General features: G+C 67.5%; 20 protein-coding genes. 10 read left to right on the top strand and 10 right to left on the bottom strand.

From position 1 onward, the window contains the following. Positions 1–72: 72 nt before the first annotated feature. Positions 73–1524: an APC family permease gene (locus MRBLWO13_RS06270; RefSeq protein WP_341977078.1), complete on the top strand. Its 1452-nt coding sequence runs from the start codon at positions 73–75 to the stop codon at positions 1522–1524. Then, complete coding sequence (locus MRBLWO13_RS06275; RefSeq protein ID WP_341977080.1) at positions 1521–3230, top strand: amidohydrolase; 1710 nt, start codon at positions 1521–1523, stop codon at positions 3228–3230. Before MRBLWO13_RS06270 ends, MRBLWO13_RS06275 begins: the two co-directional genes overlap by 4 nt. Before the next feature lie 318 nt (positions 3231–3548). Here the strand turns inward: MRBLWO13_RS06275 and MRBLWO13_RS06280 are convergent, their stop codons facing one another. After that, positions 3549–4457 (bottom strand): LysR family transcriptional regulator, encoded by a 909-nt coding sequence (locus MRBLWO13_RS06280; protein ID WP_341977081.1) that lies wholly within the window; start codon positions 4455–4457, stop codon positions 3549–3551. A 132-nt stretch (positions 4458–4589) separates the two neighbouring features. Here MRBLWO13_RS06280 and MRBLWO13_RS06285 point away from each other — a divergent pair, with 132 nt between their 5' ends. Continuing rightward, entirely contained in the window at positions 4590–8036 is a 3447-nt protein-coding gene (locus MRBLWO13_RS06285) for a bifunctional proline dehydrogenase/L-glutamate gamma-semialdehyde dehydrogenase (protein WP_341977083.1), read from the top strand. Positions 8037–8149: 113 nt separating this feature from the next. Here MRBLWO13_RS06285 and MRBLWO13_RS06290 read toward each other — a convergent pair whose 3' ends face one another. From MRBLWO13_RS06290 to MRBLWO13_RS06310, 5 genes are all read right to left on the bottom strand, one after another. Then, positions 8150–9238 (bottom strand): ABC transporter permease, encoded by a 1089-nt coding sequence (locus MRBLWO13_RS06290; RefSeq protein WP_341977085.1) that lies wholly within the window; start codon positions 9236–9238, stop codon positions 8150–8152. Further along, positions 9235–10131 carry an ATP-binding cassette domain-containing protein gene (locus MRBLWO13_RS06295; RefSeq protein WP_341977087.1) on the bottom strand — a complete coding sequence of 299 codons (897 nt, stop codon included), beginning with the start codon at positions 10129–10131 and terminating at the stop codon, positions 9235–9237. Before MRBLWO13_RS06295 ends, MRBLWO13_RS06290 begins: the two co-directional genes overlap by 4 nt. 97 nt (positions 10132–10228) lie before the next feature. Further along, complete coding sequence (locus MRBLWO13_RS06300) at positions 10229–11404, bottom strand: benzoate/H(+) symporter BenE family transporter (RefSeq protein WP_341977089.1); 1176 nt, start codon at positions 11402–11404, stop codon at positions 10229–10231. Positions 11405–11493: 89 nt separating this feature from the next. Further along, positions 11494–12234, bottom strand: coding sequence for a response regulator transcription factor (locus tag MRBLWO13_RS06305; RefSeq protein WP_341977091.1), 741 nt, complete (start codon positions 12232–12234; stop codon positions 11494–11496). Positions 12235–12245: 11 nt separating this feature from the next. Beyond that, positions 12246–13511 carry a sensor histidine kinase gene (locus tag MRBLWO13_RS06310; protein ID WP_341977093.1) on the bottom strand — a complete coding sequence of 422 codons (1266 nt, stop codon included), beginning with the start codon at positions 13509–13511 and terminating at the stop codon, positions 12246–12248. Positions 13512–13647: 136 nt separating this feature from the next. Here MRBLWO13_RS06310 and MRBLWO13_RS06315 point away from each other — a divergent pair, with 136 nt between their 5' ends. The 7 genes from MRBLWO13_RS06315 (at position 13648) to MRBLWO13_RS06345 (ending at position 20201) form a co-directional block, all read left to right on the top strand. Continuing rightward, complete coding sequence (locus tag MRBLWO13_RS06315) at positions 13648–14097, top strand: VOC family protein (protein WP_341978302.1); 450 nt, start codon at positions 13648–13650, stop codon at positions 14095–14097. 1 nt (position 14098) lies between these two features. Next, positions 14099–14794, top strand: a complete 696-nt coding sequence (locus MRBLWO13_RS06320) for a helix-turn-helix domain-containing protein (RefSeq protein WP_341977096.1) — start codon at positions 14099–14101, stop codon at positions 14792–14794. Further along, on the top strand, positions 14791–15426 hold the full coding sequence (locus tag MRBLWO13_RS06325) for a dihydrofolate reductase family protein (RefSeq protein ID WP_341977098.1): 636 nt from the start codon (positions 14791–14793) through the stop codon (positions 15424–15426). Before MRBLWO13_RS06320 ends, MRBLWO13_RS06325 begins: the two co-directional genes overlap by 4 nt. A gap of 251 nt (positions 15427–15677) precedes the next feature. Beyond that, on the top strand, positions 15678–17657 hold the full coding sequence (locus MRBLWO13_RS06330; protein WP_341977100.1) for a carboxypeptidase regulatory-like domain-containing protein: 1980 nt from the start codon (positions 15678–15680) through the stop codon (positions 17655–17657). Positions 17658–17752: 95 nt separating this feature from the next. Then, positions 17753–18034, top strand: coding sequence for a hypothetical protein (locus MRBLWO13_RS06335; protein WP_341977102.1), 282 nt, complete (start codon positions 17753–17755; stop codon positions 18032–18034). Positions 18035–18036: 2 nt separating this feature from the next. Beyond that, positions 18037–19350, top strand: coding sequence for a C2 family cysteine protease (locus MRBLWO13_RS06340; RefSeq protein WP_341977104.1), 1314 nt, complete (start codon positions 18037–18039; stop codon positions 19348–19350). Between the two features lie 86 nt (positions 19351–19436). Then, positions 19437–20201, top strand: a complete 765-nt coding sequence (locus MRBLWO13_RS06345; protein WP_341977106.1) for a hypothetical protein — start codon at positions 19437–19439, stop codon at positions 20199–20201. A 12-nt stretch (positions 20202–20213) separates the two neighbouring features. On the opposite strand, the gene MRBLWO13_RS06350 is transcribed toward MRBLWO13_RS06345, so the two are convergent. Genes MRBLWO13_RS06350 through MRBLWO13_RS06365 form a run of 4 tightly spaced genes read right to left on the bottom strand, consistent with a single transcriptional unit; the run spans position 20214 to position 22884 of the window. Then, positions 20214–20723: a hypothetical protein gene (locus MRBLWO13_RS06350; protein WP_341977108.1), complete on the bottom strand. Its 510-nt coding sequence runs from the start codon at positions 20721–20723 to the stop codon at positions 20214–20216. Beyond that, the gene (locus tag MRBLWO13_RS06355; RefSeq protein WP_341977110.1) at positions 20720–21313 is read right to left on the bottom strand and encodes a hypothetical protein; all 594 of its coding nucleotides are present in this window, start codon (positions 21311–21313) and stop codon (positions 20720–20722) included. The genes MRBLWO13_RS06350 and MRBLWO13_RS06355 overlap by 4 nt, the downstream gene beginning before the upstream one ends. 2 nt (positions 21314–21315) lie before the next feature. After that, entirely contained in the window at positions 21316–22551 is a 1236-nt protein-coding gene (locus tag MRBLWO13_RS06360) for a hypothetical protein (protein WP_341977112.1), read from the bottom strand. 3 nt (positions 22552–22554) lie between these two features. Further along, the gene (locus MRBLWO13_RS06365) at positions 22555–22884 is read right to left on the bottom strand and encodes a hypothetical protein (protein ID WP_341977114.1); all 330 of its coding nucleotides are present in this window, start codon (positions 22882–22884) and stop codon (positions 22555–22557) included. Positions 22885–22953: the final 69 nt, after the last annotated feature.

Consider the following 22953-nt stretch of genomic DNA (forward strand, 5'->3'; position numbering starts at 1 on the left):
CCACACTCGGGTAATTCTTTGACATTGGAGTCAAAGAATTACCCGACTCGGATCCACGACGAAGAGAGCCCGATGATGTCCCACCCGAACCCTGCGGCGAGCGCCGCTCCGCCGGCCCTCGACACCGCGGCGACGACGACGCACGGAGGACAGCTCTCCCGCTCGCTCGGCGTCGGCGGTAACGTGCTCATCACCCTCTCCGGCATCTCGCCCGCGTCGAGTGTGTTCATCCTCGGCGGTGCGGCATTCGCCGGTTACGGCACCGGCGTCTTCTGGGGATTCATCCTCGCCGGTGTCATCAGCCTGCTCATCGCCCTCTGCTACGCGGAACTCGGCTCGCGGCATCCACTCGCCGGCGGCGACTACACCCTGGTGAGCCGCGTTCTCGGTCCCGCCCCCGGCGCTGCCGTGTTCTTCATCAGCCTGATCTCGCTTCCGCTGATCATCGCGATCTTCGCCCTCGGCGTCGCCGACTATCTCGGCGTCGCGATCGCCGGGCTCGACCCCCTGTGGACCGCCGTGATCGTGATTGTCCTCGCGACCATCACGGCGTGCTTCAACATCCGCACCAACGCCTGGGTCACCGGTGCGTTCCTCTTCATCGAGATGGCGGCCCTCGTCTACCTCGCGTTCCTCGGCATCATCCAGATCGAGCGCCCGATCACGGATCTCTTCGACCCGCAGGCGCTGGATGCCGCCGGCGGCCTCGCGCCCCTCGGCATCGCCGGCCTCGTGCTCGCCGTCACGCAGGGCATCTTCGCCTACAACGGCTACGGCGGGGCGATCTACTTCGCCGAGGAGACGAAGGACGCCCGCCGCACGATCGCCAAGGCCCTGCTGTGGAGCGCCCTGATCACCGTGATCGCCGAGATCGTCCCGCTGACCGCGATCCTGCTCGGCGCCGAATCCCTGGAAGAGCTCTTCGGTGCCGACCTTCCGGTGGAGTCCTTCCTCTCGGCGCACGCCGGCGACACCGTGTCGACGATCATCCTGATCGCCATCGCGCTCGCGATCATCAACGCGATCATCGCGATCGCGCTGCAGGCAGGACGCCTGCTGTTCGCCGCGGCGCGCGATCAGGCGCTGCCCGCCGCACTCGCTCGGCCTCTCGCGCGCATCTCGCCCAGAACGAAGATGCCCGTCGCCGCCACCATCACGATGGGCGTGATCGCACTCATCGCCTGCTTCGTCCCCTTCGACGTCCTGTTGAACGCAACCGGCTCCACCCTTGCGTTCTCCTACGGGTTCATCGCGCTCGCCGCTCTGGTGGTCCGCAAGCAGTCCGGCGCCGCCCCCGGCAGCTACCGGATGCCCGTCTGGCCGGTGCCGCCGGTGGTCGCGCTGCTCGCCATCGCGACGATCTTCGTCATCGGCATCCTCGACCCGGCGCAATGGCTCAGTCTCGGAATCGCCGGAACCATCGTGGCGGCCGGATTCCTGTACTACGCGCTGTACCTGCGGACGCACCCCGGCGCGATTCATCTGCTCGAGGCGGATGCAGAAGCAGAGGAGGTCGCTGCATGACCGTCGACACACTGATCACCGGTGCGCGCGTGCGCACCTTCGATCCGGAGCAGCCGTGGGCGGAGGCCGTCGGCATCGACGGCGACCGGATCGCCTTCGTCGGATCCGCCGAGGGTGCTCCGGCCGCGCGCCGCACGATCAACGCCGAGGGACGGCTGCTCACACCGGGCGTCATCGACAGTCACAATCACCTGCTGCTCGGTTTCGACGAGGATGCGGTGTCCCTGGAAGGTGCGACCACGCTCGCGGAAGTGCGCCGTCGCATCGCCGAGTTCGCCGACCGGCGCCCAGAGCTGTCGTGGATCTGTGCGGAGAACGCGGTCTACTCCGTCGTCGAGGGGCGCCGCCCCCGAGCATCCGACCTCGACGGGCTCACCGACCGGCCGGTGTTCGTCACCACCTACGACCAGCACTCGGTGTGGCTCAACCGGGCGGCGCTGAGCGTGCTCGGCATCGCCACCGGAGGCGACGTCGCCTGGGGGCGTCCGGAACGCGATGAGCGCTCCGGCGAGGCGACCGGCTGGGTCACCGACTTCTACACCAGCGCGATGACGACCGCCGGTCTCGCCGAACTGCAACGGGACATCCCGATGTATTCGCCGGAGCGGCGCTACCGCAAGCTTCTCTCCAGCATTCGGATGGCCACCGCCAGCGGCATCACCACCGCGGTCGAGCCGCAGGTGCCGCTCGCCGAGATCGGGCTGTTCCAGCGTGCGCTCGCCGCAGGAGAGCTGTCATCGCGGGTCATCACGGCGCTGTTCCATCCGGTCGGCGCCGACGGCGCCTTCCGTCAGGCGTTGCGGCAGGCGGTGAGCGATGCGAACGCCCAGGCCGACCCAGACGGGCTGCTCCGGCTCGGGCCGCTCAAGCTCTACGCCGACGATGTCATCGAACCGCACACCGCGCTGATGCTCGACGACTACGCCAACCGGCCTGGCGTCCGCGGGCGCGCGAGCTATCCGGGACGTGAGCTCGTCGAGGTGATCAGCGAGCTCGATCGGCTCGGCTTCCAGACGCACACCCACGCCACGGGAGATGCGGGAATCCGGCTCGCTCTCGACGCGATCGAGGAGGCCGGCCGGCGCAACGACACGCAGGATCGGCGTCACGGCATCGTGCATGTCGAGTGCCTGCATCCGGATGATCTGCCTCGATTCCGGCAGCTCGGGGTCACCGCGGCGATGCAGCCGCGGCACTGCTCGCCCGACCTCGTCGCAGGGACCTGGATGGAGAACGTCGGTGAGGAGCGCTGGGGTCGTGCATGGCGGTTCCGGAGTCTGCTCGACAGCGGCGCGACGGTCGCGTTCTCGAGCGACTGGCAGGTGGGCGAGATGGATCCGCTCATCGGCCTGTACTCCGCGGCGACGCGGGCGGGCCTGGACGGCACGGATGCCTGGACGTCCGCGGAGCGGGTCGGTATCGATCGCTCGCTGGAGGCGTACACCGTGCACGGCGCACGTGCCTGGCACGCGGAGGGGGATCGCGGCCGGGTGCGCCGAGGGATGCTCGCCGACCTCGTCGTCTGGTCGGGTGATCTCTACCGGCACGAGGCTGAGCCATCGGGATTGCTCGACGAGCACGCGGAGATCACCGTCGTGGGTGGGCGCTTCGCGCACTCGGCCGGCGCCCTCGTCGAGCCGACCGCGGATCGGGCGGACGACCCGGTCGCCGCGGGCCACGGCGCGGAGCACGTGCACGTGCACTGAGTGAGGGGTCTGGAGGGTGCGGCGAGTGGAGGGGTCGCAGATGGCCGCTTCCTTGGTGGAATGGCGACCATGTTCGACCCCTCGTAAGGAGGTGGGGTCGCAGATGGCCGCATCCCTCAAGAGATTGCGACCATGTTCGCCCCCTCCTGCGGGCGGCTGGTTGACGCCCTGGGCGGGGGTCGCAGATGGCCGCTTCCTTGGTGGAATGGCGACCATGTTCGACCCCTCGTATGGAGGTGGGGTCGCAGATGGCCGCTACCTTCAGGAAATTGCGACCATGTTCGACCCCTCCTGCGCTGAGCATGAAGGGGTGGGTCATCAGTCGGGGAGGATGCGGGCGGCCGCATCCTCCAGAGCCCGTCGCACGGCACGGATCGAGGGGGCGGCGGCGGAGACGCGTCGGGCGGAGGAGAAGATCTCGCGGCGTGGTGTCTCCGGCAGGGCGTCGAGGTCGACCGAGGGGCTGTCGCCGCCCCAGACGAGTTCCGGCAGCAGTCCGACCGCGAGGCCGGCGTTGATCAGTCGGACATGAGCGGTGAGGTCGGCGATCTCGTAACGGACGTCCGGCTCGAATCCGGCCGTGCGGCAGAGCTGCTCGGCCCAGGCGCGGGATGCCGTGCCGGCCGGCTCCAGCACCCAGGGCTCATCACGGGTCGACCACAGGGCGGCCACCGCATCCGCGTCCCCGGCGCTGCCGGCTCGGCGGGCAAGAGCGATCGCGTCGTGGGCGAGGACCACCCGATCGAGGTCGGCGTGGATCGGCCGGGTTCGCCCCGGGTACTGCTCGGCGAGGATGAGGTCGAAGTCGCGGCTGGAGACGCCGACGAGCCCAGTCTCCGGGTCGCACTCGGTCACCTCGACGCGCAGGGCCGGATGCTGCTCCTTCAACGACTTCAGGGAGCTCGGCAGCAGCGAGTGCGCTGCGGATTGGAACACCGCGACGCGCACCGTGCCGGTGACCTCGATCAGCGATTCGGCGACGGCGATCCGCGCATGCTCGAGCTGATCCAGGATGCCGATCGCTTCCGCGACGAGCACGTTGCCCTGCGGAGTGAACTGCACCCCACGGCCGACCCGGCGCAGCAGCGGCACCCCCACTTCGCGCTCCAGTGCACTCAGCTGCTGCGACACCGAGGCCTTGCTGTACGACAGGGCGTCGGCCACGGCGGACAGGGTTCCGCGGCGGCTGAGCTCCACCAGCATCCGCAGTCGATTGACGTCCAGCATCCGCTTCCCCATTGTTCAGCAAACATGAACAGAATTCATGCAAATCGGTTGATAGACGGAGCCTACCGAGCGGGATGAGAATGATCCAGCCGCACACGACCCGGGTGTGCGATCCCTGGAAGGTTCCCGCCAATGACCGTCGTCGACACCACCCCCCGTACCGAGGACGTCGCCGCCCTCGTTCAGCGCTGGCTCACCGAGAGCGAGACGCACCCCGTCGAGCCCGCAGCGCAGCGTCTTTCCGAGGTTCTCAAGGACCCGAACGGCCTCGCATTCACCGTCGGATTCGTCGACGGCGTGATGCGCCCCGAAGATCTCTCGGTCGCCGGCCGCAAGCTCGCCGAACTCGCCACGATCACGCCGAAGCTCCTGCCCTGGTACCTGCAGTCCGCGATCCGCGTCGGCGGTGTCATGGCTCCGAAGCTCCCGGGCATCGTCGTGCCGATCTCCCGTCGCGTGCTGCGCGCGATGGTCGGCCACCTCGTGCTGGACGCGACGCCGTCGAAGCTGGGCCCGGCGATCGCGAAGCTGCGTAAGAGCGGCAACCGCCTCAACCTCAACCTGCTCGGCGAGGCCGTGCTCGGTGAACGCGAAGCCGGTCACCGTCTGAAGGGCACCTACGACTTCCTGGCGCGCGACGACGTCGACTACGTGTCGATCAAGGTCTCCAGCGTCGTCAGCCAGCTCTCGATGTGGTCGTTCGACGAGGCCGTCGCCGACGTCGTCACGAAGCTCACCCCGCTCTACGAGCTCGCCGCTAAGGCAGAGGCCGCAGGCAAGGCGAAGTTCATCAACCTCGACATGGAGGAGTACCGCGACCTCGATCTGACGATCGCGGCCTTCACGACCATCCTCGACCAGCCGCAGTTCCAGGACCTCGAGGCCGGGATCGTGCTGCAGACCTACCTGCCGGACGCGCTCGCCGCGATGCAGCACCTGCAGGAGTGGGCGACCGCGCGCCGCGCGAAGGGCGGGGCGCCGATCAAGGTGCGCGTCGTCAAGGGCGCGAACCTCGCGATGGAAGAGGTCGACGCCGCGATCCACGGCTGGCCGCTCGCCACGTACTCGACCAAGCAGGACTCCGACACGAACTACAAGCGCGTGCTCGACTGGGCGATGACACCGGAGCGTCTGGATGCTGTCCGCATCGGCGTCGCAGGCCACAACCTCTTCGACATCGCCTACACCTGGCTGCTCGCGCAGGCGCGCGGCGTGACCGGCGGGGTCGAGTACGAGATGCTCCTCGGCATGGCGACCGGCCAGGCCGAGGCCGTCCGCAAGGACGTCGGCCGTCTGCTGCTGTACACGCCCGTCGTGAACCCGGCCGAGTTCGACGTCGCGATCGCCTACCTGGTGCGACGCCTGGAGGAGAACGCCAGCCAGGAGAACTTCATGTCGGCGGTGTTCGAGCTGGCGACCGACAGCACGCTGCTGCGTCGAGAGCGCGAGCGCTTCGAGCGTTCCCTGGCGGCGCTCGAGGTCGACCGCTCGGTGCCGCAGTCGAACCGCATCCAGGACCGTGCCGCCGAGGCGGTTGCGCAGACCGCCACCACCGACGGCTTCGAGAACCAGCCGGACACCGACCCCGCCATCGCCGCGAACCGCGCGTGGGGCCGCGACATCCTCCGTCGCTCGGTGGCCACGACGCTCGGGCAGGATGCCATCGCCGATGCGCGCGTCGAGACCGGCGCGCAGCTCGACGAGGTGTTCGCCGCCGCCGAGGCCGCCGCCGCGAAGTGGGCGGCCCTGCCGGCACGCGATCGCGCCGCGGTGCTGCACCGTGCCGGTGACGAGCTCGAGGCCCGCCGCGGCCAGCTGCTGGAGATCATGGCCAACGAGGCCGGCAAGACGATCGCCGAGGGCGATCCCGAGGTCAGCGAAGCGATCGACTTCGCGCACTACTACGCCGAGCGCGCCCTCGACCTGGAGAACATCGCCGGCGCCGAGTTCGTGCCGTCGAAGGTGACCGTGGTCACCCCGCCGTGGAACTTCCCGGTGGCGATCCCCGCCGGTGGCGTACTCGCCGGTCTCGCCTCGGGTTCGGCAGTCATCATCAAGCCGGCCAAGCTCACCCAGCGCTGCGGCGCCGTGATGGTCGAGGCGCTGTGGGCTGCCGGTGTGCCGCGCGACCTGCTCGCTCTGGTCGACCTCGCGTCGCGCGACCTCGGTACCAGCCTGGTCTCGAACCCGGTCGTCGACCGGGTCATCCTCACCGGTGCCTACGAGACCGCGCAGCTGTTCCGCTCGTTCCGGCACGACCTGCCGCTGCTCGCCGAGACCAGCGGCAAGAACGCGATCATCGTCACGCCTTCGGCAGACCTCGATCTCGCCGCCGCCGATGTCGCGCGCAGCGCCTTCGGGCACGCCGGGCAGAAGTGCTCCGCGGCATCTCTCGCGATCCTCGTCGGCTCCGTCGGCGACTCGCAGCGCTTCGAGCGCCAGCTCGTCGACGCGGTGACGTCGCTGAGCGTCGGTGTGCCGTCCGACCCGACGACGCAGATGGGGCCGATCATCGAGCCCGCATCCGGCAAACTGCTGAAGGCGCTCACCACGCTCGACAAGGGCGAGCGCTGGCTGGTGAAGCCCGAGAAGCTCGACGCCGACGGCAAGCAGTGGACGCCGGGTGTGAAGACCGGAGTCGTCGCGGGCTCGACCACGCACCTCACCGAGTTCTTCGGTCCGGTGCTGGGCATCATGCGCGCGAAGAACCTCGACGAGGCCATCCGCCTGCAGAACGCGGTCGACTACGGCCTGACCGCCGGCATCCACTCCCTCGACTCCGAAGAGGTCTCCACCTGGCTCGACCGTGTCGAGGCCGGCAACCTCTACGTGAACCGCGGGATCACCGGCGCCATCGTGCAGCGCCAGCCGTTCGGCGGCTGGAAGCGCTCCGCCGTCGGAGCAGGAGCGAAGGCCGGCGGCCCGAACTACCTGTTCGGACTCGGCGACTGGGCGCCGGCCGAGCTGCCGGCCGCCGCCGCGGGTGCGGCGGTCGTTCCGGCCGTGCAGTCGCTGGTGCAGGCGTCCTCCGGTGATCTGGATGCGGTCGAGAACGACTGGCTGCAGCGGGCAACGGCATCCGATGAGCGTGCATGGGTCGACGAGTTCGGCGCCGTGACCGACAAGTCGCAGCTCGGTGTCGAGCGCAACGTGTTCCGCTACCGCCCGGTCGACGTCGATGTGCGCATCGCTGAGCACGCACCTCTCGTCGAGACGGTGCGCGTGCTTGCCGCCGCTCTGCGCAGCGGTAGCTCGTTCACGGTGTCGGCGCCGGCACTGCCCGGTCGGGTCGAGAAGGCGCTGCGTGCAGAGGGCGTCACCGTGAAGCACGAGTCGGATGCCGCCTGGGTCAAGCGTTACGCGAAGGGCGAGCGCAGCTGGCAGCGGGTGCGTCTGGTCGGCGGCGACGCCGGCGCTCTGCACACTGCCCTCGGTGGTTCACCGGACGTGGCCGTCTGGTCGCACGCCGTCACCGGCGCCGGACGGGTCGAGCTGCTGCCGTTCCTGCACGAGCAGGCCGTCTCCATCACGAACCACCGTTTCGGCAACCCGACGACGCTCGCCGATGGCGTGATCTGAGCGGACCACGGTTCGCTGAGACCCCCGCTTAACGCCGAGACCCCCTGCTACGGCAGGGGGTCTCGGCGCTATCTGGGGGTCTCGGCGATAACAGGGGGTCTCGCGAAAGGCGATCAGCCGCGCAGTGCCTCCGTGAGCTTCACGCGCGCCCCCATGCGCAGCAGTGAATTCTCGTAGATCTTCGCGCCGACCGCGATCGCTGCGACGCAGCTCACGATCAGGATGAGCAGCGACAGGATCGGCTCCCACCACTGCGCCTCGCCGACGAAGAGGCGCATCGGCATCCCGACCGGTGCCGAGAACGGTACGTACGACATGATCGTCAGCACCACGGGGTCGTTGTTGAAGAAGATCACGAGGAAGTACGGCGCCATCACGAGCATCGTGATCGGCGTCGTCGTCGCTCCGATGTCCTCCTGTCGAGACACCATCGATGCCGCAGCGGCGAACAGCGATGCCAGCAGGATGAAGCCGAACAGGAAGAAGACGGCGAACCAGATGATCGGCGATCCGAGGGTCGCGAGCACCTCCGTCTGTCCGGTGACGATGAGGCCGACGGTCGCGATCGCCGCCAGCGCCAGAATCTGAGCCATGGCGAGAACTGTGTTGCCGACGACCTTGCCGGCGAGCAGCGTGCGAGCCGGGATCGCCGAGATGAGCAGCTCCACCACTCTCGTCTGCTTCTCCTCGACGACGCTCTGAGCGATCGTGCCGCCGAAGGTCGAGGCCGCCATCAGGAACACGATCCCGAAGCCCAGGGCGATGAGGTATCGCAGCGCGGGGTTCGTCGTCGCCGGTTCGAGGATCTCCACTTCCGGTGCCTCCGCGAGACCCATCACGATCGAGTCCGGAGCATTCTCCAGCGCGATCACCGTGTATCCGAGGGGACCGTCGCCGGGGAGGACCGCGGCTTCGACCTTCTCGGAGCGCAGGAGCTTTTCGGCGTCCGCCCGATCCGCGACCTCGGTGATCGCGACGTTGGGCAGGGCCTCGACGACGGATGCCGTCTCCGAGGTCACAGCGATCTTCGTGGCCTCCGGGTTCTTGCTCGCGAAGCCGCCGATCAGGATGCCGGCCAGTGCGATCAGCAGCAGGATGCCGGTGGAGATCATGAAGGTCTTGCTGCGCAGCTTCGAGCCGATCTCGCGCTCGGCGACGAGCCAGATGGCGTTGGTCTCGCGGACGGGGGCAGGAGTACTCACTGGATGACCTCCTTGAAGATCTGGGCGAGGGATGGATGCTGCGGGGCGAAGCTGGCGACGTCGCCGCGCTCGACGGCAGAGCGCAGTACCCGCTGCGCCGTCTCTGCGCCATCGGCGTCGAACAGCGCGTATCCGCCCTCGAAGTCGACGACGGTCACGCCGGGCTCGGCACGCAGCCAGCCGGCATCGCCGGCGGAGACGAGCTCGTAGCGGTCGTTCGCATGCTCGGCGCGCAGGGCATCACGGGAGCCGGATGCCCGGATGGTGCCGCCGGCGAGGATGATCAGGTCATCGCAGAGCCGTTCGACCACGTCGAGCTGGTGCGAGGAGAACAGGATGGCGGCGCCGTCCGCTGCGCGGGCCTGCAGCACGCCGGCGACGACGTCGACGGCAAGCGGGTCGAGGCCGGAGAACGGCTCGTCGAGGATGAGCACCTTCGGGTCGTGCACGAGGGCAGCGGCGATCTGCGCGCGCTGCTGGTTGCCGAGCGAGAGCGACTCGATCGTGTCGTTCAGGCGCTCGCCGAGACCGAGTTCGGTGAGCAGCTCGGTTCCCCGGGCCGTGGCATCCGCCTTGCTGAACCCGTGCAGGCGGGCGAGGTAGACGATCTGCTCGAGCACCTTCATCTTCGGGTAGAGCCCGCGCTCTTCCGGCATGTAGCCGAAGCGGCGGCGGTCGTCGGTGGTGACGGGCGAGCCGCCGAGATCCACGCGCCCGGCATCTGTGGCGAGCACGCCGAGGATGATGCGCATCGTGGTGGTCTTGCCGGCTCCGTTGCCGCCGACGAAGCCGGTGAGTCGCCCTGGGGCGACGGGGAACGAGACGTCATCGAGCACTCGCCGCGAGCCGTAGCTCTTGGTGATGCCGTGGAGTTCGAGCTGTCCTGTGGTCATGTCTCCACGCTAGGGATGCGGGGTGTCGCCGGCATCCCCCACGCGGTTGATCGTGTGGCGTCCCCCGTGCGGTGGACGGCATCCGACCGAGTCGGATTCAGCGGCGACCGGCGTGCAGCACGGTGCGCACGATGAGCCCGGCGACCAGGGCCCAGAACGCGGCGCTGACCCCGAGGATTGCGACGCCGGATGCGGCGACCAGAAACGTCACGACGGCGGGGATGCGCTCACCGGGGTCGTCGATCGCCTGCTGCACCGCGGAGCCGAACGCGCCGAACAGCGCGAGACCGGCGACGGCCGGGATCACGGCCTCCGGCGCGAGCAGCACGAGCGCGGCGAACGCCGCCGAGAACCCGCCGAACACGAGGTACGACGCTCCGGTCGAGACGCCGGCCACCCAGCGTCGCGCAGGATCGGGGTCGGCATCGGGCGATGCCGCGAGTGCGGCGCTGATCGCCGCGAGGTTGATCGCGTGTCCTCCGGCCGGTGCGCCGATCGCGGTGCCGAGGCCCGTGACGAGCATCGCCGGTCGCCACGGAACCTCGTAGCCGTAGCTGCGCATGATGGCGATGCCAGGGACGTTCTGCGAGGCCATCGTGACGATGAACAGCGGCAGCGCGAGGCCGACGAGGGCGCCGACGGTGAACGTGGGCGCGGTCAGTTCGACGTGCGGCAGCAGCAGCCCGAGCTCGACGGGTGCGCCCTTCTGGACGAGCGAGATCGCGACGACCGCCGCGGCGGCGACGAAGGCGAGCGGCACGGCCCAGCGCGGGGCGAGGCGCGCGAAGATCAGCCAGGTCAGCACCACCGGCACGACGCCCCAGGGGTTCGCGACGATCCCGGTGATCGGTGCGAGGCACAACGGCAGCAGCACACCGGCGAGCATCGCCTGGGCGATCGACGGAGGGATGCGCGCGATGAGCCCTCCGAGCGCCGGCCACAGTGCGGTGAGGAGGATGAGCACCGAGGTGACGAGGAACGCTCCGACGGCAGCCGGCCAGCCGCCATCGACCGTGCCGGTGGCGGCGAGGAGTGCGGCGCCCGGCGTCGACCAGGCGACTGTGATCGGCATCCGGTACCGCCAGGCGAGCACGATGCACGCGAGTCCCATGGTCAGGCAGACCGCGAAGAGGCCGCTCGCGGCTTGGCCTGCGGTCGCTCCGACCGCGCTGAGTCCGGTGAGAACTACCGCGAACGCGCTCGTGAAGCCAACGAGCGCGGTGACGATCCCCGCGAGGATGGGGCGGGAAAGCGAAGCTGTGGTGATGGTCATGGGTGCCTCGGACGGGAACGGATGCTCCGAGGCTATCGGTCGTTCCGGCAGGCTCCGCGTCGAGCCCCGCGGCCGCGGGAGGAATCCGGTCAGGCCATTCCTCGCCGGTGCGCGAGCACGACGGCCTGCACGCGATCGCGGGCGCCGAGCTTCTGCAGGATGCGGGACACGTGCGTCTTCACGGTCGCTTCGCCGATGAACAAGGCGGTGGCGATCTCGGCGTTGCTGCGGGCGTCGGCGAGGAGCGTGAGCACTTCGGCTTCGCGGTCGGTGAGCGGCTCCGGAAGCGGGTCGGGAAGCATCCGGGCCGTGCCCGCTCCGGTCGCACTCTGTGCGGGTTCCCGGGGTGTTGAAGCGGCGGGAACTGCGACCGGAACGGATGCGGGGCCGGCCCCGGCCGCGGCGAATCTCGCCAGCACCCGACGCGTGACCTCGGGCGCCAGCATCCCGTCGCCGGCAGCCAGCGCGCGCACTGCCGTGATCAGATCCTCGGCTCCGGCGTTCTTCAACAGGAAGCCGCTCGCTCCGGCATCCAGCGCCTGATAGAGGTAGTCGTCGCGGTCGAAGGTGGTGACGATCGCGATCGCCGCAGAGACCTCGGGATCGCGGACGATCAGCCGGGTGGCTTCGATGCCGTCCATGTCGGGCATCTGCACGTCCATCGTGATGACGTCGGGGCGGAGCGCGGATGCCTGGGCGACGGCCTCGGCGCCGGTCGACGCCTCGCCGACGACGGTGATGTCCGGCTGGCTGTCGAGGATCGTGCGGAAGCCGGCGCGCAGCATCGCGTGGTCGTCGACGAGGAGCACGCGAATGGGGGAGTCGGGCATGCGGGTGGTCCTCACGCGGTGGTGGTCGTGGTCGGGCGAGCCGGCAGCGGGACCGTCGCCCGCACCCGGAAACCGCCGAGCGGGCGCGGGGCGAGGTCGATCGTGCCGCCGGAGGCGATGGCGCGCTCGCGCATGCCGAGCTGACCCAGGCCGGGTCGGAGCGCCGTCACTGCTCGCCCGGTGTTGACGATCTCGACTTCCACGTTGTCGTCCGCGTATCGCACGCGGACGTCGGCGGTCGCCCCGGCTCCGGCATGGCGGCGGGCGTTGGTCAGCGACTCCTGCGCGATGCGGTACAGGTTGACGGCGACGAGCGAGGGCACCGGAATCGGTTCGCCGATCACGGTGTAGTCGGTGGGGAGCCCGGCCTCGGTGGATGCCTCAGCCAGATCGCCGATGTCATCGAGGCCGAGTGTGGAGGCGGCATCCGTCGTCTCTCCGCCGGGCGTGCGGAGGGTCTCGAGAAGCTGTCGGAGTTCGTGGATCGCGTCGCGGGCCGACGATTCGATGCCGGTGAGGATGCGACGCGACTGCTCCGGGTCCTGGTCGAGCACGATCCGCGCGGCCCCGGCCTGCACCCCCATCACCGAGACGTGGTGGGCGACGACGTCGTGCAGTTCGCGGGCGATCTTTACCCGGTCGAGTGCGACGGCCTGCGCGGCGGTCACCTCGCGCTCGCGTTCGAGCTCGATCGTGCGGTGCTCGAGCGCCGTGCGCTCGGAGGCGGCGATCCAGGAGCGCTCGCCGAAGTAATAGGCACCGCCGAAGTAGAGCACGTTCAGAAGGATCTGGATGAGCATGAACGCGACGTAAGGCGAGAATGCACCGGCGGCGATCTCCGCCTTGTTCGCCTCGTCGATCGCGTCGCGGTACATGACGATGATCAGCCAGACGAACATGCCGAGGATGATGGCGATCCGCACGATGAAGGCGCGACGTCTGTTGTTCATCCAGGCGCCGACTGTGTAGAGCGAGACGAACATTGCGATGTTGCCGACGTAGATCTCCGGCACCTTGAACGTGATCGCGAAGAAGTAGGCCAGCACCACGACGACGGCGACGATTCCGGGCCAGCGGCGACGCACGGCGAGCGGGGCGGTGACCGCGACAGCGTAGACGAGCGCCGTCCACGGCTCGGCCTGTTCCTTGCCGTACATCTCGGCGATGGTCGACAGCGCCGCGCTGAGGATCGCCCCGATGAACATCACCGTCGCGAGCACGAGGTCGCTGCGCAGCTCTCGCGGGGTCGGGGTGCGGGTGAACGGGGCGGTGGGCATCCTTCCACCGTATGCGGGACGGATGCCGGCAGCATCCCCCACGCGACGGATTCGCGTCGGACTTGCTATTGACAAGCATGGTTGTTTTTTGCAAGTATCGATCCTGTCCGGACCGGACATCACCGACAGAGGAGTCATCGTGACCAAGATCTTCGTCAACCTGCCCACCGCCGACCTCGAGCGCAGCAAGGCCTTCTACACGGCGCTCGGATGCGACATCAACCCGCTCTTCACCGACGAGAACGCTGCCTGCATCGTCTGGAGCGAGGACGTGTTCTTCATGGTCCTCACTCGTGAGTTCTTCGGCACCTTCACGGAGAAGACGGTCGTTGATCCGAAGGAGAGCGCCCAGGTGCTCGTCGCCCTCAGCCGCGATTCCCGCGACGACGTCGACGCGATTCTCGCCGCAGGCCTCGCCGCGGGTGGCGTCGAGCCGAAGGACGCACAGGACTACGGCTTCATGTACTCCCGCGACCTGGAGGACCCGGACGGCAATGTGCTCGAGTTCATGTACATGAGCGAGCAGGCCGCCGAGCAGGGGCCCGAGGCCTACTTGGCCGAGCAGGGCGCGACAGAATCGGCCTGACGTGGCCGCGCGCAGTTACGGCCAGTATTGCGGTGTGACGACGGCCGTCGAGCTGATCGGGGAGCGGTGGGCTCTGCTCATCGTCCGCGATCTGCTCGTCGGTCCCCGTCGCTACACCGATCTCAAGCAGGGCCTGCCGCGCATCCCCACCAACATCCTGTCCACGCGTCTGAAGGAACTGCAGGAGGGCGGGGTTGTGCGCCGCGTTCCGCTGATGAACTGCGGTCTCGTCTACGAGCTCACCCCCTACGGACGTGCGCTCGAACCGGTCGTCCTCGCGCTCGGCCGGTGGGGTTTCCAGACGATGGGAGACCCGTCGCCCGATGACGTGGTCACAGCTGACTCGCTGACGATGGCGTTGCGCACGGCGTTCCAGCCGGATGCGGCGACGGATGCCGAATACGAACTGCACGTCGGCGAGGTCGCGTTGCGCGCTTCGGTGCGCGACGGTGCGCTGCGCGTGTATCAGCTCGCTCCGCCCGCCCCGCCGGTCGGTGGAGCATTGCCGTCGAGCGAGGCGGATGCCGTGATCGTCGCCGGTCCCGGCATCCGTCACCTGATCGGCGGCGACGTGACGCCGGCCGAGGCGATCGCCCAGGACCTCCTCGCCGTGGTGCGCGGCGAGGTCTCGTGGCTGGAGTCGTTCGCCCGTACCTTCCACATCGCACCGCTGATCGCGCAGAGGAGCGTGGCATGAGCACTGCAGAATCCGGACGGATCATCATCGACCTGTTCACCACCCTCGACGGTGTCGCCCAAGGACCGGGTGGCACCGACGAGGACATTTCGGGCGGCTTCCGCTTCAGCGGCTGGCAGGCAGGGCACCCGAGTTCGGGCGTCGGCGACCAGGTGATGAAGGGGATGGCCGGCCTCGACGCGTTGCTTCTGGGGCGGCGCACCTACGACATCTTCGCCTCCTATTGGCCGCACCACACGGACGGCGAGTCGGGCGACATCGGCAAGCTCTTCAACCGTGTACCCAAGTACGTCGCGTCGAGGGACGCCGGCATCGCGCTCGAGTGGGAGGGATCCTCACGCGTCGGGGCCGACCTGGCCTCCGAGATCGCCGGAATGCGTGCCCGGCATCGGGAGACGCACGTGATCGGCAGTGTCGACTTCGTGCACACGCTGCTCGGCGAAGGGCTGTTCGACGAGCTCAATCTGTGGGTGTATCCGATCCTGCTCGGCGCAGGCAAGAAGGTCTTCGACGACGGCGCGATGCCTTCTGTTCTCGAGCTGCTCGAGCCGCCTGTCGCCGATGACGGGGGAGTCACGCTGCTGCGCTTCGGGCGGACCGACCGGGTGCCGGGAGTGGGGACGTTCGAGTGACTTTCAGCTGATCTCGGGTGATCTCGGTGAGGTCGATCACATTTGAGAAATTTCTTTCTCAAATGTGTGGACTATCCCCTAGGTTGGGGATCAGCACAGTGCCGCGCGATCGGCGAGTGACTCATTCAGATCGGCGCACGCACTGTTGACGCGCGTCGGCGGACTCTCGAGGGGGAAGAGCCTTGACTCTACGACGCACGGTTCGACGGGGAGCGCTTCGCGCGCTGCTTGCGGGGACTGCAGTCCTGGCGATGGTGTTCACAGGCGCGGTCACGGCCGTCGCCGAGGATGCCGCGGCAACGGCGACCATCACCGGCCATGTCACCCGTGAGGGCGACGGGTCGCCGGTCGCATTCGCTTCGATCTTCGTAAACAGCACGGATTTCACCAAGAACGGCGTCGGATTCACCGACGAGAACGGTGACTATGCCGTTAGCGGACTCAAGCCGGGGGAATACACCGTTCGCTTCGCAACCGAAACCATTGGCGGCGGACTCCTCTCGGAGTACTGGGACGGGGCGCAGGATCGGAGCAGCGCGCAGCGCATCACTCTGACTGACGGCGAAACGATCAACGGCATCGATGCGACCCTGCAGCAGGGTGGCTCGATCTCGGGTCGGGTCACGCAAGAGAGCGACGGTGCGCCACAGTCTGGCGTGACCGTATATTTCTCCCCGAACTCGCTGTCGCTAGCACCAGCGACAGCGAGGACCGCCGAAGACGGCACCTATCGAGTCGACGCTCTGGTGCCGGGTGAGTACATGGTGAGATTCGACGCTCCGACCGGCAGTCTGGCCGACGAGTTCTGGGACGGCGCTCACGACCAGCAGTCGGCGACGCGCGTTCAGGTCATTGCGGGCGAGGAGACCCCTGGCATCGATGCGTCGCTTGTTGGGGGAGCAACGATCTCCGGACAGGTCACCACGGCGGCTGACGGCAGCGCAGTCTCCGGTTCGGTTTCGGCTTCGAGCGATGGCGGCGGTTACGTCAGCGCCCCGATCAATCCGGACGGCTCCTACAGCCTCTCCGTCGGACCGGGCACGTACTCTGTGCAGTTCTCCAGTTATGACTCCCGCGTGCTCTCCGAGTATTGGGAGAACGCTCGAACCCAAGCTGAGGCAACCGCCATCACAGTCGTCCCCGGTCAGTCGCTCACGCTCAGCGCACAGCTTGACGCCGCCTCGGCGATCACTGGCGTCGTACTCATTGATGGGGCACCGCTCGCCGATGCGATCGTAGAGGCGTGGCGCGACGGACAGAATGTCGGCATGGCGTACGCGAATATGGACGGCGAGTACGAACTCATGCTGCCGGCTGGTACGTACACCGTCAGTGCATGGGGAAGCTCGTATGACGCGACCTATGCAAAGCAGTACTACGACTCGGCGGATACGGCGTCAGAAGCGACCGCAGTGACGCTCGGATCAGACGCCGACCGCACAGGGGTCGATTTCGATCTGGCAGTCGGCGGTTCCATCCAGGGCACCGTTGCCGCAGGCAATGCGGAGTTGGAAGGTATGGGTGCGGAGGTCACCGCATACCTCTGGAGCGCGAGGGAATGGCGTGCGGTCGCCCGGGCATACACGGTGGGCGAGTACGTCCTCGGGGGCACGGGATGGCCCCTTTCCGCTGACGGCGGCCTCCTTCCGGCCGGTACTTACACGATCGGCGTCGAGGCCGAGGGGTTCTGCACGCAGTTCTATGGCGGTGCCGGTTCGCTCGAAGATGCTGACTCGTTCGAGCTCGCCCCGGGTGAAACGCTCGAGAGCATCGACGTGACGTTGCTGACCGAGTGCGTCGAACCGGAGCCGAAGCCGACTCTCGAGCTCTCCTCCACCTCGGTCAAGGCCGGCGGCGACATCACAGTGACCGGCGAGAACTTCGCACCCGGTGAGAAGGTCGCGTTCGAGCTTCACTCGGAGCCGATCTCGCTGGGCGAGCTCGTAGCCGGCGAAGACGGAACCCTGAGCGGAACCTTCCGCATCCCGTCGACGGTTCCTGCGGGCGCGCACCACGTTGTCGCCCTGGGTGCGGAGTCCGCGTTCGAAGTGAGTGTTGCCATCGAGGTGACCGCGGTCGCCGGTGGCGGTGGAACCGGAACGGTCGGTGGTGGGGGCGGTTCGGGTCTGGCGAACACCGGTGCGAGCGTTCCCGTGACCGCTGCTCTGGCTGGGCTCTTCCTGGCCGTACTCGGCGCTTTCCTCCTCCGTCGCCGGCGGTCCATGAGCTGACCACTCGCCGTTCACACCGATGGGGACTTCTCCCCATCGGTGTGAACGACCACGTCAGGTAGCGTCATCAATGACGACGCGCGGGGGGTGCGGGAATGAGTGCAGACAAGGTCATCATCGATTACGACCTCTTGACGGGCGTTCGTGATTCCATCAAGACGGCGATCGCCGAGCTGGAGGATGCGCCCGAGCGCAGCGCCGACATCGCGGGCGCGATCGACATGCCGTTCGACAAGGCAGAGCTGAGCGGCCTGGCCGGTGACTTCTGCGGCTCGTGGGAGCCGAAGCGCGAAGATCTGATCTCAACGCTCGAAGACATCTCGGCCTACATCGGCGATGTCGTCGACTCGTACTACGGACTGGACAGGTGGTTCTGACCGTGGCTGCGAACGTCGAACCAGGTACCGCAGGCGAGGCCGCGGGCACGGGCGAGCAGATCCGCTCGATGAAGGGCGAGCCCGACACCGTGTCGTCGAGCGGCCGCAAGATGGCCGATCACGGCAACGTGATGACCCAGCTCGCCACGCACCTGCGCACGATCAGGGACTCCGAGATGTCGGACTGGCGCATCACCGGAAAGGCGGCCGAGAAGCTGCGATCCTCGATCGGCGACGCCGCCGAACGGATCGCCGTCGCCGGCGCCATCTACGGACCCATCGGGAACGCGCTGCACACCTACGGCTCGGATACGGTCGGGTGTCAGGAGGGCTTGAACGCCCTCGCGGTGCAGTGTCAAGAGCGCTGGACGACGTTGAAGGACCTGCGGAGCGAGTACGCCGAGGGTGAGATTCTCATCGAGGGCGACCCCGATTACGACGATCAGGTGGAGAAGCGTCAGCAACTCGAAGCAGACATCTGGGATGCCCAAGCAGCGTGGGACGAGGTCGCCGCGAAGTGGAACAACATGTTCGTGGACTGGCGATCGGTCTACGACCAGGCGGTTTCCTGCCTCTCGGACCCTGATCTCGAAGCCATCCGGTCGGGAGAGAAGCTCCCGGGCGCGTCGGGCCTGTATCCGAACGGCGACCCCGACCCCGAAGACGTCCACCAGGGCGGCGCGGGAGACTGCTACCTGTTGTCGGTGCTCGCCGGCCTCGCCGATGGCGACCCGCAGAAGATCAAGGACATGATCACCGTCAACCCTGACGGCACGTACACCGTGCACTTCGCCGACGGCGACATCACGGTCAGCAGCGATCAGCTCCTGGACAACGACCAGGCCGACTGGGTGCGCGTCATCGAAGCCGCATACGTCGTCCACGAGGGCAGCTACGACGAGTTCAACAACGGCGGATGGCCCCACGACGTCATGGAGGACATCTTCGGCCACGGTGCCGACAAGAAGGACGATGACTCCGGCTTCTGGGACTTCGCGACCGGCGGAAACGACATCGAAGACAGTTACGACGCGGTGCAGGACGCCCTCGACGGCGGACGCCCGGTCGTTGCCACCGCGTCGAACGGCCAGCTCGGGTTCGAGGGTGGCGGCCATGCGCTGACCGTGACCAAGACATACGAGGTCGACGGCGAGCAGTACGTCGTGATCCGCAATCCCTGGGGCCACAACAACAATCACCAATCCCAGATCACCGACGCCGGTGGTGTGCTGAACAACCCCGACGACGGATACTTCACTATGACCATGGAGGAGTTCGCGAACTCGTTCTCCGACGTCGCGATCGCGAACCGATGAAAACGTCCAAGTGGCAGGGCCCCGCGGCGATCGTCGCCGCACTGATGGTTCTCACCGCGTGCAGTCCCGTTCCTGAGGAGGACGCAATGCCCACCCCGCAGCCATCGACGACACAGGGCGTCTCCGCTCCGAATCCCTCCGAGCCCATCAGCGAACTGGTCAGCGGCGCCGACGTGATCGCCTTCGGTACGGTCGAGTCGGTCGATCCGGTGGTGGAGGATGCCGATGCCGACGAATTCCCCGCGCAGACGGCCGTCGTGCGAGTCGACGACCTCCTGAAGGGCGATGCTGCGGCGACGATCACCGTGTCGAAGCCCGCCGGCACCACGTACTACCTCACCGACCAGTCGACGTTCTCCTACGACTCCCGGCACGAGGGGATATTCGTCCTCAAGGACGCAGGTGACGCCGGGTACGAGCTGTTCGGCAACCTCGGAGTGCATGACGATTGGGGTAACTGGCAGAAGTTCGAACGTGTGCTCGCGGGACTCCCGGAACACGCGCCCGGCGCGACGAAGGCTGAGTTGGCGGCATGGACCGCGCAGGCAGACATCATCGTCTTCGCCAGCGCACGCGGCGCCGACGACGACATCGTGGTGCACACTCCGCCGGCGGACTATGCGGCATCGGCGACCCTGAAACCGATCGAGGTGCTCAAGGGAGACATGCCCGAGCCGCTCGATGTGGTGCAGGGGCCGCAGCCGGATGTGGCCGGCGGCACGTGGGCGTTCCCGGTGAAGGACGAAGGGCAGACCGGCGTCTTCTTCATCGATACGTCCAGCGGCACCCCCACGGTGATCAACACGGTCAACCCGAGTTCGATCAGCACCAACAAGGTTCCGGTGGGCTGACCTGAGCCGCGGTCACTGCGCGCCGGGCATGCGCCACGAGCCGGAGGCGATGATGCCGTCGTACAACGTCTCGAGCGGCTGAAGCCTCTCGTCCGGGAGCTTCGGGAACGCGACGAGGAACTCCACGCCGCGTCGGCGCCCGGAACCGGGAGTCGCGAGCAGGTAACGCACGACATAGCCCTCGGTGCCAGCGCTCGCCTCGAGCGTGCGGTGTCGCAGGATCGCTGTATCACCGAGGGTCGCCTCGGCGCCGGCAGTGATGCGCTCGTCGACCAGCGCGTCGAGCGTGCCGAACCTCTCACCGCGGACATGCCGTTCGATGATCGGGAAGGCGAGGGGCGACTCGCGGTTCACCGGCATCATGATCGCCACGATCGAGTCAACGCGCAGCGAGCCCACGCCCTTCGGCCATCGTTCAGCCAGTCGCGAGTCGTCTGCGGTCATCCGCTCCCAACCGTCGTGAAGGGGCATCTCGTAGCTCGGCTCGACGCTCGTGAGCTGCTGGCGCAGTGAAGCGGTCATGCCGTGGCCTCGGCGCCAGCCAACTGCGGCCAGCTTTCCTTCGCCACGACCACATCGGAGGCGAGTGCGGGGTCGGAGCGCCAGAGCTCAGAGCCCTCCGCGAACAACAGCGAGGGGAGCACCATGCTCTCGACGAACGCGCGTCGCATCACGAGATCGGAGAACGACGGTGCGCTCAGGGTCAGGTTGACGAAGAGGTCGTCGTCGGCGAAGACTGCCGACCACCTCGGGTCCGAGTCCTCATCGGATGCAGAGGAGAACCATTCGAGGCCCTCGCCGATGAGCTCCGCGCGCAGAGCTCCGACCCAGCCGTCCGCACCGCTGAGCACGAACTCACGGGCGAGCCGGATGTTCGAGATCGCCGTGAGCTGGATCCACAGTCCGAACGGTTCGACGCCCTCCGGCCAGACGAGCACGACGGTCGCATCCGTGTCGGCGGCGCTTCGCGCCATCGAGGTCAGCACGCGGATGCGCTCGGCCCCGGGAGCATCGCCGGGGAGCTGCGCTGCCGCATCGTTGAGCTCAGCATCCGCTCTCGGCACGACGATGACCCCGCTGGGCGGATCGAACAGCAGGGCGCGCTTCGGCACGATCAGCCCTTGCCCTGCTCCTGGGCGATGCGCTCCGCTTTGCGACGCAGGACCTCGGCGTCACTGGCCGGGGGAGAGTCGACCCTGCCGCCGGACGGGGGAGCGTGATCCGGCACCGTCGAGCCGACGGTGCTCTTCACCTGCTCTTCGAGGAACGCCTTCAGTGAGTCCTTGATCCTCTCGTCGGAGAAGCCCTCATCGAGGACCTTCTGTCCGTACTGGCGCTTCCACCTGTCCACCAGCGCCCGCAACGCGGCATCATCGACGTCGAGGCCCCTGCCGCCGGCTTTGACCAGCTGCTCGGCCACCCCGGGGATCTTCGCGATGTCCTTCAGCAGCACGATGTCGGTGACCGGGATGACGTCGATGCCGTCAGTGACGACGTCGCCCCACGTCCCTGTGCCGTCGATGGCCTGGTCGATGGAGATGTAGAGCGCGACGCCACCCGCCGTCAGCGCGATGCCGCCGAAGACCTCTTGGACGCCGGGCACCGGCACGAGCGAGACGATTCCCGCGTACTTGGCGATCCATTTGGCCACCGAGTAGATCTTGTCGGACGTCTCGTTGATGACGTCATCCCACTTGAGATCGTCGAGGCCCGTGCTGACCGCATTGTTGGCCACCTGGTGGAGGTCGATCCATGAGGACCAGAGCGTGTCGATCCGCTCGCCCTTCGCGTCCCAGTTCGCCACAGCCTTGTCGAGAGCTGCTTGAGCGGCGTAGATCTCCTTGCCCTGTTCGGATTCAGGATCGAACGGGCCGTACTGGCCGTCGTTCTTCTCCTTGACCGTCTCGCGTTCTTCGTTGGCTTGCCAGATCGGTGGCCACAGCTCCGGCATGCGCTCGGAGAGGCGAACGCACTGCGGGATCATCCATTCGAGTCCGTAGGCGTAGATGAGAAGGGCGGAACCGATCGAGATCAGATTGTCGCTGAGCGGTGTGAACTGCTCGGAGAATTGTCCGGCGTACTTGCGAAGATCGTCGAGGGAGTCGCCGTCTCCCAGCTCCGTCGCTTCGCTGATCCTCTTCAGCGTGACGACGGCTGTCTGCAGCTGAGTGCCGATGACGACGATCTCGCCGGCCTTCTTCGCCAAGTACGTCGCATCATCGAGGTTGAATGTGCCGCCGACGTTCCTGTCGTTGTCGGGAACGGGAGAGCCCGCCTCGGTCTCGGTCGGACGATAGTCGGGCACGGAGACGACGCGCGTGCCGTTCTTGACGATGCCGTACTCACTCATACGTCAGTCGTTCCCCTCGAGCTGGGCGAGCGCGGCATCGAGTTCGGCCCATGAGTCTCGTACGTGATCGACCTTGTTGAAGAACGCGCCGAGATCGAGGGCGATGGTCTCGGCCAGGTCCTTGGTGGTGTCTGTGAGGGCCTCGAGGGTCTGATCGAGGTTGCCGCTCGTGTCATCGATCGGGCCGAGGTTGCTCCAGTACGGCACGTTGAACGCCATGTTCGAGAATTTGGTCTCGAAGTTCGCGAACAGATCCATCGTCTGAGCCAACGTGATGAGCGTGGCTGCCAGTTCCTCCTGGCTGATCTTGACGCCGTCGTCTCCGCTGCCCATATGTTCCTCCCCGGAGTGCATGGGTGTAGTTCTGCGTCGTCAGTGTATGCGCGCGACGGGGAAGGGGCG

This window comes from Microbacterium sp. LWO13-1.2 (assembly GCF_038397725.1).
GTDB lineage: Bacteria > Actinomycetota > Actinomycetes > Actinomycetales > Microbacteriaceae > Microbacterium.

Bases quoted from the DNA above. Each gene is read 5' to 3' on its own strand.
- MRBLWO13_RS06335 (WP_341977102.1), top strand. From the start codon at position 17,753: ATGAGTGCAGACAAGGTCATCATCGATTACGACCTCTTGACGGGCGTT.
- MRBLWO13_RS06310 (WP_341977093.1), bottom strand. From the start codon at position 13,511: ATGCCCACCGCCCCGTTCACCCGCACCCCGACCCCGCGAGAGCTGCGC.
- MRBLWO13_RS06345 (WP_341977106.1), top strand. From the start codon at position 19,437: ATGCCCACCCCGCAGCCATCGACGACACAGGGCGTCTCCGCTCCGAAT.
- MRBLWO13_RS06360 (WP_341977112.1), bottom strand. From the start codon at position 22,551: ATGAGTGAGTACGGCATCGTCAAGAACGGCACGCGCGTCGTCTCCGTG.
- MRBLWO13_RS06305 (WP_341977091.1), bottom strand. From the start codon at position 12,234: ATGCCCGACTCCCCCATTCGCGTGCTCCTCGTCGACGACCACGCGATG.
- MRBLWO13_RS06325 (WP_341977098.1), top strand. From the start codon at position 14,791: ATGAGCACTGCAGAATCCGGACGGATCATCATCGACCTGTTCACCACC.
- MRBLWO13_RS06275 (WP_341977080.1), top strand. From the start codon at position 1,521: ATGACCGTCGACACACTGATCACCGGTGCGCGCGTGCGCACCTTCGAT.
- MRBLWO13_RS06300 (WP_341977089.1), bottom strand. From the start codon at position 11,404: ATGACCATCACCACAGCTTCGCTTTCCCGCCCCATCCTCGCGGGGATC.
- MRBLWO13_RS06330 (WP_341977100.1), top strand. From the start codon at position 15,678: ATGGTGTTCACAGGCGCGGTCACGGCCGTCGCCGAGGATGCCGCGGCA.
- MRBLWO13_RS06270 (WP_341977078.1), top strand. From the start codon at position 73: ATGATGTCCCACCCGAACCCTGCGGCGAGCGCCGCTCCGCCGGCCCTC.
- MRBLWO13_RS06295 (WP_341977087.1), bottom strand. From the start codon at position 10,131: ATGACCACAGGACAGCTCGAACTCCACGGCATCACCAAGAGCTACGGC.
- MRBLWO13_RS06365 (WP_341977114.1), bottom strand. From the start codon at position 22,884: ATGGGCAGCGGAGACGACGGCGTCAAGATCAGCCAGGAGGAACTGGCA.
- MRBLWO13_RS06280 (WP_341977081.1), bottom strand. From the start codon at position 4,457: ATGCTGGACGTCAATCGACTGCGGATGCTGGTGGAGCTCAGCCGCCGC.
- MRBLWO13_RS06350 (WP_341977108.1), bottom strand. From the start codon at position 20,723: ATGACCGCTTCACTGCGCCAGCAGCTCACGAGCGTCGAGCCGAGCTAC.
- MRBLWO13_RS06285 (WP_341977083.1), top strand. From the start codon at position 4,590: ATGACCGTCGTCGACACCACCCCCCGTACCGAGGACGTCGCCGCCCTC.